This is a genomic window from Variovorax sp. 01T439_2 (assembly GCF_056398445.1).
In genome coordinates, this window is sequence record NZ_JBFTPJ010000176.1 from 1 (window position 1) to 10,573 (window position 10,573).

General features: G+C 70.6%; 8 protein-coding genes. 7 read left to right on the forward strand and 1 reads right to left on the reverse strand.

Annotation, left to right across the window (positions count from 1 at the left end; genetic code table 11):
* The 5 genes from AC1DOC_RS10870 to AC1DOC_RS10890 form a co-directional block, all read left to right on the forward strand.
* Positions 1 to 1,130, forward strand: a 1,130-nt coding sequence (locus AC1DOC_RS10870; RefSeq protein WP_478129788.1) for a lytic murein transglycosylase, incomplete at its 5' end; no start/stop codon positions are given.
* 115 nt (positions 1,131 to 1,245) lie between these two features.
* Positions 1,246 to 2,505: a putative Na+/H+ antiporter gene (locus AC1DOC_RS10875; RefSeq protein WP_012746180.1), complete on the forward strand. Its 1,260-nt coding sequence runs from the start codon at positions 1,246 to 1,248 to the stop codon at positions 2,503 to 2,505.
* 42 nt (positions 2,506 to 2,547) lie between these two features.
* Positions 2,548 to 4,221, forward strand: a complete 1,674-nt coding sequence (locus tag AC1DOC_RS10880; RefSeq protein WP_012746181.1) for an alpha/beta fold hydrolase — start codon at positions 2,548 to 2,550, stop codon at positions 4,219 to 4,221.
* A gap of 46 nt (positions 4,222 to 4,267) precedes the next feature.
* A complete protein-coding gene (locus tag AC1DOC_RS10885; RefSeq protein ID WP_028254131.1) occupies positions 4,268 to 4,855 on the forward strand; it encodes a helix-turn-helix domain-containing protein in 588 nt (195 codons plus the stop codon).
* A gap of 1 nt (position 4,856) precedes the next feature.
* Positions 4,857 to 5,408, forward strand: coding sequence for a GNAT family N-acetyltransferase (locus AC1DOC_RS10890; protein WP_028254130.1), 552 nt, complete (start codon positions 4,857 to 4,859; stop codon positions 5,406 to 5,408).
* Here AC1DOC_RS10890 and AC1DOC_RS10895 read toward each other — a convergent pair.
* Complete coding sequence (locus AC1DOC_RS10895; RefSeq protein ID WP_028254129.1) at positions 5,378 to 6,361, reverse strand: DMT family transporter; 984 nt, start codon at positions 6,359 to 6,361, stop codon at positions 5,378 to 5,380. The genes AC1DOC_RS10890 and AC1DOC_RS10895 overlap by 31 nt on opposite strands.
* Before the next feature lie 138 nt (positions 6,362 to 6,499).
* On the opposite strand from AC1DOC_RS10895, the gene AC1DOC_RS10900 reads away from it, so the two are divergent.
* Both AC1DOC_RS10900 and AC1DOC_RS10905 read left to right on the forward strand, forming a co-directional pair.
* Positions 6,500 to 7,375: a LysR family transcriptional regulator gene (locus AC1DOC_RS10900; protein WP_012746185.1), complete on the forward strand. Its 876-nt coding sequence runs from the start codon at positions 6,500 to 6,502 to the stop codon at positions 7,373 to 7,375.
* An 89-nt stretch (positions 7,376 to 7,464) separates the two neighbouring features.
* A partial coding sequence (locus AC1DOC_RS10905; protein WP_478129789.1) for a CapA family protein occupies positions 7,465 to 10,573 on the forward strand: 3,109 nt, incomplete at its 3' end.

Genomic DNA, 10,573 nt, shown 5'->3' on the forward strand with positions numbered 1-10,573 from the left:
CGCTCGAGCAGCAGCGCTTCGCCAAATGGGTGGCAGACTTCCGCGCCACCGCACGCGCATCCGGCATCCGCGAAGCCACCTTGCAAAGCGCCTTCGACCAGGTGCAGTTTCTTCCGCGCGTGATCGAGCTGGACCGCGCCCAGCCCGAGTTCACACGCACGGTCTGGGACTATCTCGACAACACCGTCTCGCCCCAGCGCATTGCCACGGGCCAGGACAAGCTGCAGCAGGTGCGCGCCGAAGCCGATGCGGCCGCCGCGCGCTATGGCGTGCCGGCCACCGTCGTCGTCGCCATCTGGGGCATGGAAAGCAACTACGGCGGCAACTACGGTAGCACCCCGGTCATCGACGCGCTGGCCACGCTCGGCTTCGAGGGCCGGCGCGAAGACTGGGCGCGCCGCGAGCTGCTCGCGGCACTGAAGATCCTCGACAGCGGCGACATCGCGCGCGACCGCATGATCGGCTCCTGGGCGGGCGCCATGGGCCAGACGCAATTCCTGCCGTCGAACTTCCTGGCCTACGCGGTGGATGCCGACGGCGACGGGCGCCGCGACATCTGGGGCAGCATGCCCGACGTGGTGGCCTCGACGGCCAACTTTCTCTCGCGCTCGGGCTGGCAGGCCGGCATGCCGTGGGGCGTGGAGATCAAGTTGCCCGCGGGCTTCGACTACGGCCGCGCCGACATGGCCGTGCGCCAGCCGAGCGCGCAGTGGGCGGCCGAGGGAATCACGAGCATGGACGGCCAGCCGCTGCCGGAATTTGCCGATGGCTCGGTGCTGCTGCCCGCGGGCGCGCAGGGGCCGGCCTTCCTGGTCGGGCCGAACTTTCGCGCCGTGCTGYGCTACAACAACTCGACCAACTACGCGCTCGCCGTGGGCCTGCTCGCGCAGCGCCTGGGCGGCGGCCCCGACGTGCAGGCGCCATGGCCGAGGAACCTGACGGCGCTCTCGCGCAGCCAGATCGCCGAACTGCAGGCCGCGCTCACCCGGCGCGGCTTTGCCACTGGCGCGGCCGACGGCGTCATGGGCCCCGCCACGCGCGAAGGGCTGCGCCGCTACCAGCGCAGCGTGGGCCTGCCCGCGGACGGCTACCCGAGCGCGGAGCTGCTGCAGCGCCTGCAGCAGCCCTAGCCGGCGGGCCCCGTTAAACTGGGGCTGGGTGCGGGGCCGCTTGCTTCTTGTTGGCGGCGCCGCAGGTTCATGCGATGGTCGGGCCGCCACGCGGATCAACCACGCCATCCGTCCCATGCAAGAGCCCACCATCCAGTACCTTGCCGCAGCGATCTTCGCCGTCGCGCTCGTCCACACCTTCGCCGCCAAGCAGTTCGAGCGGCTGTCGCACCGCTTTCCCCGCCATGCCGGCCTCTTTCACCTGCTGGGCGAGGTGGAAGTCGTCTTCGGCTTCTGGGCCATCGTGCTTGTGCTTGCGATGGCCCTGGTCGTTGGCGGCGGGCCGGCACTCGGCTATGCGGAGTCGCGCAACTACACCGAGCCCCTGTTCGTCTTCGTCGTGATGGTGGTGGCCGCCTCGCGGCCCGTGCTGCGCACCGTCATGTCGGGCGTGAGCCTTGTCGCGCGGGTGCTGCCGCTGCCCACGCCCGTTGCGGCGGCATGGCTCGGCCTGGCGGCCGTTCCGCTGCTGGGCTCGCTCGTCACCGAGCCCGCGGCCATGACCATTGCGGCGCTGATGCTCGCGCCGCAGATCTTCAGGCCGCAGGTGCCCGAAGCCGTGAAGTACCTCGCGCTGGGCGTGCTGTTCGTCAACGTGTCGATCGGCGGCACGCTCACGTCGTACGCCGCGCCGCCGGTGCTGATGGTGGCCTCGACCTGGCAATGGGACAGCGCCTTCATGCTTGCCACCTTCGGCTGGAAGGCCGCCGTGGCCGTGCTCGTCAACGCCACCGTGGCCACTTTCGTATTGCGCAAGCACCTGCCCGCGGCTTCGAGCGCGCACGCGGCGCTCTCCGAAGCGCCCGTGCCGCCCGCCGTGGCGCTGGTGCACCTCGTGCTGCTGGCCGGTATCGTGCTGTTCGCACATCATCCGGTGGCGTTCCTCGGGCTCTTCCTGATGTTTCTCGGCTACACGCAAGCCTACGAGCGCCACCAGAGTCCGCTCATCATCAAGGAGGCACTGCTCGTCGGCTTCTTCCTGGCGGGGCTGGTGGTGCTCGGCGGCATGCAGCAGTGGTGGCTGGAGCCGGTCGTATCGAGCCTGCAGCCGCTCGCCTTGTTCTTCGGCGCACTGGGCCTCACGGCCATCACCGACAACGCGGCGCTCACCTACCTGGGTTCGCTGATCACCAACATCTCGGACGAATCGAAGTACATGCTCGTGGCCGGCGCGGTGGCCGGCGGCGGCCTGACGGTGATTGCCAACGCGCCCAATCCCGCGGGCGTCGCGCTGCTCAAGCGCGGCTTCTCCGACGAGACCATCGGCGCCGGCGGACTGCTGCTGGGTGCGCTCGGGCCCACGCTGGTGGCCGCCGCGGCTTTCATGCTGTTGTAGCGATGAAACCGCGCATGGCGCGGATCGAAAGGAGACGAGAACATGCGCACGTTCTTTCGCATCGGCTCGGCCGCAGCTGCGGTGCTCGCGGCGGCCCTGGCCATCGGCGGCTGCTCTTCGCATGGCGGTGCTGTTTCATCCAGGAGCGCAAGGGCGGCACCGCCGCCCACCGATTGCCGCGCCTGGGTCGGCGTCGACCGCAACCACGAACTGCCCGGCTACCGGCTGCCGCAGTCCGATGGCCGCACCGCCTGCGTGCCGTTCGGCGTCAATGCCTACCGCCCGCCAGCGGGCTATGCGGACAGCGACTACTACGTCGACGAATTCACAGATGCGCGGCTGAAGGAGCGCTGGCGCGCCTGCAAGGCCGATGCCGCCTGCTTTGCGCGCATCGATGCGCAGATGCAGCGCTGGCTGCCGCCGAACAAGGCGCGCGCGACGCGCTCGACCGGCGTGGTCGATCCTTCCGGCAGGATCGATCCGGAAGGGCCCGTCGACCTGCGGCAGATCCGGCGTCCGGCCTTCTTCGCCAAGGCGCCCTATGCCGAGGCGATTGCGCGCGCCGATGCCGGCACCTTCGTGGTCGAGTTCACCGTGCCGCGCGACAGCTTCGAGCGCATCGACCTGCAGATGGCCGATCCGGTCAAGCTGCGCGGCTGGTACATCGAAGGCCGCGGCGTCGACGATGGCAAGGGCGGCAGGATGCGCGCGCTGGTCGTCATGGCGCCGGGCGGCGGCGGGCAGCTCACCGCGATCCAGCACCCCGACGAAAAGCCCTACCGCATCGACCCGGCCACGGGCCGCGCGGTCGACGTCAAGTTCCCGAACGCCACCACCGAGACCATGGGCCAGCGCTGGTGGCGCGAGAACCTCGATGCGCTCAACCAGGCGGGCTTCGACGTGCTGGCCTACGACCGGCGCGGCGAGGGCATCTCCGGCGGATTCAGCGACACCCACACGCTGGAGCAGGGCGAGGACGTGTTTCGCGTGCTCGCGCAGTTCGACAGCGGCGACGGCCTGCGGCTGCTCACGCCCGACGGCCGCGTGCTCGAAGGCAAGGAGGCGGCCGGCAAGCTGCTGGGCGGCATGAAGTCGACGCGCATTCCGATCCTGCTTGGCGGCTATTCGCGCGGCTCGATGTCGACCGCATGGGCCATGGCCAAGAACTTTTCGGGCGCGTGCAGCTACGACATGCCGGTGCCCGAATGCCAGCCGCCCAAGGGGCTTTCGAACATCAAGGGCGCCATTCTGTTGTCTTCCTTTGCGAGCGGCGCGGGCTACCTGCCCGCATCGCCCGACCTGGCCGATCGCAACCTGTTCCTTGGCGGCATGGCGGCGGACCACCACATCCTTTTCTATCCGAACTCGGCGCCGCTCGCGGGCATGCACAAGTGGCCGGCCGCCTTCTTCGGCAAGGGCCTGTGGGACCGCGCCGAAACACTCGAAGGCACCATCGCCGCCTACGACCGCATTCGCGGTGCGCGCGAAATCGTGGTGGCCCGCGCGCCCCATTCCATCGAGACCTGGCCCGAGAGCGACAGGCAATACCTGCGCGAGCGGATGGTCGCCTTCGCGAAGGTGGCGATCACGGGCGGCACCACCGTGCCGGGCGCAAAGCCCTGGTCCAACCTCAAGGAGCTGGTCGCGACCACGCCTGATTCTTGGGAGCCGTCGTCGAGGCCGAAGGACGGGCAGGACGCTCCCGCCGGTCGATAACTCGCCTTGACTTCTATTCCATGATGTTGGATATTCATCCGGCATCATGGAAACTCAGCCGCCCAGCCTCAACGACCGCATCGCGCAGCGCGTGCGGGACCTGCGCGCCGACCGCGGCCTTTCGCTCGAGGCGCTGGCGGCGCATTGCGGCGTCAGCCGCTCGATGATCTCGCTCATAGAACGCGGCGAAAGCAGCCCGACGGCGGTGCTGCTCGAGAAACTTGCGACCGGCCTCGGCGTTCCGCTGGCGTCGCTGTTCGAGGCGCCGGTGCCTGCGTCGGGGCCGGTGTCCCGGCTGGCCGACCAGCTGCAATGGCGCGATCCGCATTCGGGCTATGTGCGCCGCAACGTGTCGCCCGGCGGCTCCGCATCGCCGATCCACATCGTCGAGATTCTTTTTCCGCCCAAGGCGCGCGTGGCCTACGAAACCGGCGCGCGGGAACCGCAGGTCCACCAGCAGGTGTGGGTGCTCGAAGGAAGCATCGARGTCACGCTCGGCGACGAGCGCCACCGGCTCGGCGCGGGCGACTGCCTGGCGCTGGTGCTCGACCGTCCCACCAGCTACTACAACCCCACGCGGAAGATCGCGCGCTATGCCGTCGTGATCGCCACCTCGCCCTCTTCCTGGAGATGACATGACCCAACCTGCGGCAACAAACTCCGCGCCACGCATCCGCCTTCTCTCCAGCGTCGGCGACGCCCATGTCCGGCAACTGGCCGACGTGCTCGTCGACTGCGTCGAAGGCGGTGCCTCGGTCAGCTTCATGCTGCCGCTCACGCCCGAGCGCGCCCAGGCCTTCTGGCAGCGCGTGGCCGAAGGCGTGGCAAGCGGCGAGCGCGCGCTGCTGGTGGCCGAAGACGCGCAAGGCATCGTCGGCACCGTGCAACTGGTGCTCGCGCAGCCCGAGAACCAGCCGCACCGCGCCGAGGTCTCGAAGATGCTCGTGCACCGGCGCGCCCGGCGCCAGGGCATCGGCGCGCTGCTGATGCAGGCCGCCGAGCAGCTCGCGCTCGAACACCGAAAGACCCTGCTCGTGCTCGACACCTCCAGCGCCGAGGCCGAGCGGCTCTATGCCCGGCTCGGCTGGACCCGCGTCGGCGTGATTCCGGGCTATGCGCTGCTGCCGGGCGGCGCGCCGTGCGACACCACCTACTTCTATCGCGCGCTGGCGCCGCAGGCGCGGTAGCCCGCAGTGCTGTTGCCGCCCGCGGCGCGCGCTGCGGGTGCGGCTGCCGCCCTGCGGCTCGCGGCCGTATGCAGCAGCAGTCCGCCGACCACCATCGCCATGCCGGCCAGCTCGTGGGCCGAGGGCAGCTTGCCCAGCGCAACGCCCATCAACAGCGCCGACACCGGAACGAAATTCAGGAAGGCCGTGCCGGTGACAGCGCCCAACGTGCGAACGCCATAGTTGAAGGCCAGCACGGAGATGGCGGAGGGCACCAAGCCCACGAACAGCAGCGCGTGCCACGTCAGGCGCAGGCCCTCGGCACTGGGTGCGTGGCTCGCGCCGAAGGCCGTGGCGAGCAGCGCGCCCGCCAGCAGCAGCGGCCACGAAGCCAGCACCGTGAGCGCCGAATACTCGACGACGTCGAGCGCGGGAAAGCGCGCCGCGCCGCGCGTGTACCAGATCCAGCCCAGCGTGCCGGCAAAAGCCACCGCGTCGCCGAAGAGCGTCGAGCCGGCCGACGAGGCGCCGCCGAAGAGCAGGCCCGACACCATGGCAACGCCCGCGAGCGCCAGCGCCGTTGCCAGCAGCGCCAGCCGCGCGGGCCGCACGCCATCGAAGGCCCAGCGCACCAGCTGCGTGGTCATGGGCGTGGTGGCCACGATCACCGCGCCGTGCGAAGGCACCGAGTGCGCGAGCCCGACGAACAGCATCACGCTGAAGACGCCGAAGCCCGCGGCGCCCCGCAATGCCAGCGGCACCGCATGCAGGCGGAGCTTGCGCCAGGGCACCGCGCCGCGCGGCAGCAGCAGCGCGGCGAACAGCAGGGCCGACATGCTGTAGCGGATCAGCGTGAGCCACATGGGTTCGACGTGGTGCAGGACGTCCTTGCCGACAAGGAACATGGCACCCCATCCGGAGGTGGCGAGCAGCAGCGCGGCAATGCCGAGCGGGCGTGGGTTGGCGGTGGACATGATGTGCGGGCCTCGTTGCATGGAATCGATGGCGCCAAGCTTCGGCTTTTGCACGCCGCGCGGCCATTCGCTTCTTTGGACCGGGCGCTCCGAAAAAACGAACGCACGCAGGCCGCGCCAGCGCTCACAATTTGCGCCATGGAGCTCTATCAACTGAAGACTTTCGTCGCCATTGCGAAGGAGGGCAGCCTCACCCGCGCGGCCGAGCGCGTGTTCACCAGCGCACCGGCCGTCAGCGCCCAACTCAAGGCGCTGGAGGACGAACTGGGCGTGAAGCTGTTCGAGCGCACGCCGCGCGGCATGGTGCCCACGCAGGCCGGCCGCAGCCTGCTCGAGGAGGCCGAGCGCACGCTGGCCTCGGCCATGCGCATGCGCTCGGCCGCCGAGCAGCTGCGCGGCGCGGCGCAGGGCGTGGTGCGCTTCGGCACTGTGGTCGACCCGGTGGCGCTCAGGCTCGGCGAGGTGCTGGTCAAGCTCGCCGAGCGCCACCCGCAGGTCACGCTGCAGCTGCGGCAGGGCCTGTCGTTCGAGACGCTGGCGGCGGTGCAGCGCGGCGAGCTCGACTGCGCCTACGCGCTCAGCGACAGCGAGCAGGTCGAAGGCATGGAGCTGCTGCGCCTGGTGCCGGTCGAGCTGGTCGTGACGCTGCCGCTGCCGGTTTCCGAGGCCCACCCCGGCCTCACGCTCGACGAGCTCACCCGCCTGCCGTGGGTGGGAACGCCGCCCTCGTGCATCCTGCGCACGCACCTCGAGAAGCTCTTCGCGGGCGCCGGCCGCGACTACCGGCAAGGGCGCACGGCCGACAGCGAGAGCGCGGTGCGCAGCATGGTCGCGAGCGGCATGGGCGCCGGCCTGCTGCGGCTCGACCAGGCCGAGCAGGGCCAGCGCAACGGCGAGCTCGCGATCTGGAACGGCTGGCGCTCGCGCACCTGGCTTTGCTGGCTCGCGGCCGAAGGCCGGCATGCGAGCGCCGTCGAGGCGGTGCGCAGCGCAGTGCTCGAAACCTGGACCTGAGCGGCGCGCGGGGAGGCCGCCGAATTTGCAGCGGGCGCGCGCGGCCTGTCATCATTCGCGCCTGCATGACCCAAGAACCGACTCTTTCCATGGATCTGTTGAACCGCGCCAGGCAGATCCTGGCCGCCCCGGACGGCACGCTGCCCGGAGCCGCCGCCACGCCCGAGGCCGGCTGCGTGGTACTGATTGCCATGGGCGACGGCACGAGCCGCGCGCGCGTGGTTGCCGGGCGCGCCGCAAGCGCCGAGCAGGCCTGGCAACAGGCCCGCGATGCAGCAGTTGCGCTCGCACAGCGCGTCGGCATGCAGCCGCGCCATGTGCGCGTGGAACTGGTCGACCAGGTCGAGCCCATGAGCTGGGGCGCGCTGAAGGCCCGCCTGGCGGGCACCAGGCGCAACTACTTCAACCATGGCGTGTCCTTCGACGCGAAGTTCGAGGTGGCGCTGCTCGCGCCGGAGATCAACGGCAGCGCCGTCATCTACAACGGCACCGTGCCCGAGTGGGGCGCCGGCCAGGTGCGCAGCCTCGTGGACAGCGCGAGCGACTATCTTGCGGCGCAGGTCAAGCCCACGGGCGAGTTCCACTACGGCTGGTTCCCGTGCTTCGACCGCGCGATTCCCACCTACAACACGCTGCGCCACGCGAGCTCCACCTATGCGCTGCTCGAGGCCTGGGAGCTGATCCGCAGCGACAGCCAGAAGGCGGCCATCGACCGCTCGCTGTCGCTCTTGACGAAGCGGCTGATCCGCCAGGCCGAGCTGCCGGGCGGCACGCGCGCGGCCTACCTGCTGGACGTCGGCGATGAGATCAAGCTCGGCGGCAACGCGGTGTGCCTGCTGGCGCTCGTCAAGTACACGGAGCTCACGGGCGATCCGCAATACCTGCCGCTGATGGAGCAGCTCGCGCTCGGCATCCAGGCCATGCAGGACCCGGCCAGCGGGCGCTTCGTGCACGTGCTCAACTACCCGTCGCTCGAAGTGAAAGACGCATTCCGCGTCATCTACTACGACGGCGAAGCCGCCTTCGGCCTGATGCGCCTGTACGGCCTCACGCGCGACGAGCGCTGGCTCGCGGTCGTCGAGAAGGCCTTCGAGCATTTCATTGCCGCGGAGCACTGGCGCGCGCACGACCACTGGCTGAGCTACTGCGTCAACGAGCTCACGCGCGTTCGGCCCGAGACGCGCTACTACCAGTTTGGCCTGCGCAACGTGGCCGACTACCTGGACTTCGTGCTGGAGCGCATCACCACCTTTCCGACCCTGCTCGAGCTCATGATGGCCGCGCGCGAGATGGTGGAGCGCCTGGCCGCCGACCCCGCGCTGCGCCCGCTGCTCGAAGGCTTCGACCGCGCCAAGTTCGACCGCGCGCTCGAGCACCGCGCGCGCTACCTGGCCAACGGCTACTTCTGGCCCGAGCTCGCGATGTTCTTCCGCAACCCGGACCGCATCGCCGGTTCGTTCTTCATCAAGCACCACAGCTTCCGCGTGCGCATCGACGACGTGGAGCACTATCTCTCGGGCTACGTGGCTTACCACCGGCTGTTGAAGCACCGCGAAGCATCGGGACTCCCGGCTGCGTGCGGAATTCCCGAAGCCACTTCTGCGCCGGTGCCGGCGGAGATCGGCCGCGCGCCCGTCGCGGTCTGGGGCGGCGACGTGAACCTCGGCCGCCGGCTGCACTACCGCCTGGCAGAGCTCGGCGGCCCGCAGGAGATGCTTGGCGGCATCGCTGCACTTCGCGAGGCGGACCTGCGCATCGCCAACCTCGAATGCGTGGTCGCCACCACCGGCGAACAGGGCGTCGAGAAGGATGAGAGCAGCCCCTACTACTACCGCGCCCGGCCCGAGATGCTCGCGGTGCTGGCCGAAGCGGGCATCGGCATGGTCGCCACCGCCAACAACCACAGCGGCGACTACGGAGCCGCCGCGCTGATGGAGCAGCAGGCGCTGCTGGATGCCGCCGGCATTGCGCACGCGGGCACCGGGCGCAACCTGGATGAGGCGCTGCGGCCGGCCATCGGCCGGGCCGGCGGCGTGCGCGTGGCGCTGTTCTCGCTCGACGCCACGCAGCCGCGCTTCGCGGCAACGGCCGATGCTCCGGGTGCCGCCTGGCTGCCGCTCGGCGATCCCGCCGCCTGGACTGCCACGCTTGCGCCGCGCATTGCCGCCGCGCGTGCCGAGGCCGATGTGGTGCTGGTGGCCGTGCACTGGGGCGCAAACCTCGAAACCGCGCCTTCGCAGGCCGAAATCGACGTCGGCCATGCCATCGTCGATGCCGGTGCCGACGCAATTCTCGGCAGCTCGGCCCATGTGCTGCAGGGCATCGAGATCTACCGCGGCCGGCCGATCCTGCACGATGCGGGCGACCTGCTGTTCGAGTCCATCCGCAACGACCTCGCGGATTCCGGTGTGTTCTCGCTGGCGCTGAGTGTGCGCGGTGTCGAAGAGGTGGTGTTCACGCCCATTGGCGTGGGCTTCGGTTTCTCGCGGCAGCACACGGGCGCGCCGGCCGAGGCCGCGAGTGCGCGCTTCGCCGAGCAATGCCGCGCACTGGGGACCGAAATGGTGCCGGTGGCGGGAGGCCGGTGCGCGGTGAGGCTGTCGCCACCCGAGCGGCGGCCCGCCCTCGCCGCCGCAGCGCCCGCCGCGCGCGCGCCTCGCGCCATCAGGCCGCTCCTCGCGCCCCGGCCCGAATGGATGGCCGATGCGGTGCCGCCCGACGCATGGGTGCCGCCTCTCCAGGCCGGGCCGCTGCGCCTGGTGGGCGTGCGTTGCGCGCCGCGCCAGCTCGTCGGGCGGCGCATGCTGTGGGTGGAGTCTTTCTGGACCGCCGACGCGCCCGTAACGGCCGACCTGCGCATCCAGTTCCGCGCGGTCCCGCTGCGCAGCACCCGCATGCCCGCGTGGGGCGAAGGCATGGACCATGAGCCCTGCGACTGGATGTGGCCGACCAGCCGATGGGAGCCGGGCCGCATCTATCGCGACCGCTACGGGCTGCGCGCGCCTCGCGCCGGCCTGCTGGAGAGCGACGTGCTGCAGCTCGAGCTGCGCGTACGCGGCGCGCTGGCCGGGCTGCCGCCCGCGCGCCGGCTGTCCATCTGGTGCGGCCTGCGCGTGCCCGCTGCGCCAGTGCCATTGCCTGCGCGGCCGGCGCCCGTGCCCGCGGCCCTGCATCCCGGTGCCAGCCCGACCCCGGCAC

Coding starts and splice junctions, on each gene's coding strand:
- AC1DOC_RS10875 (WP_012746180.1), top strand. CDS start 1,246: ATGCAAGAGCCCACCATCCAGTACCTTGCCGCAGCGATCTTCGCCGTC.
- AC1DOC_RS10880 (WP_012746181.1), top strand. CDS start 2,548: ATGCGCACGTTCTTTCGCATCGGCTCGGCCGCAGCTGCGGTGCTCGCG.
- AC1DOC_RS10890 (WP_028254130.1), top strand. CDS start 4,857: ATGACCCAACCTGCGGCAACAAACTCCGCGCCACGCATCCGCCTTCTC.
- AC1DOC_RS10895 (WP_028254129.1), bottom strand. CDS start 6,361: ATGTCCACCGCCAACCCACGCCCGCTCGGCATTGCCGCGCTGCTGCTC.
- AC1DOC_RS10900 (WP_012746185.1), top strand. CDS start 6,500: ATGGAGCTCTATCAACTGAAGACTTTCGTCGCCATTGCGAAGGAGGGC.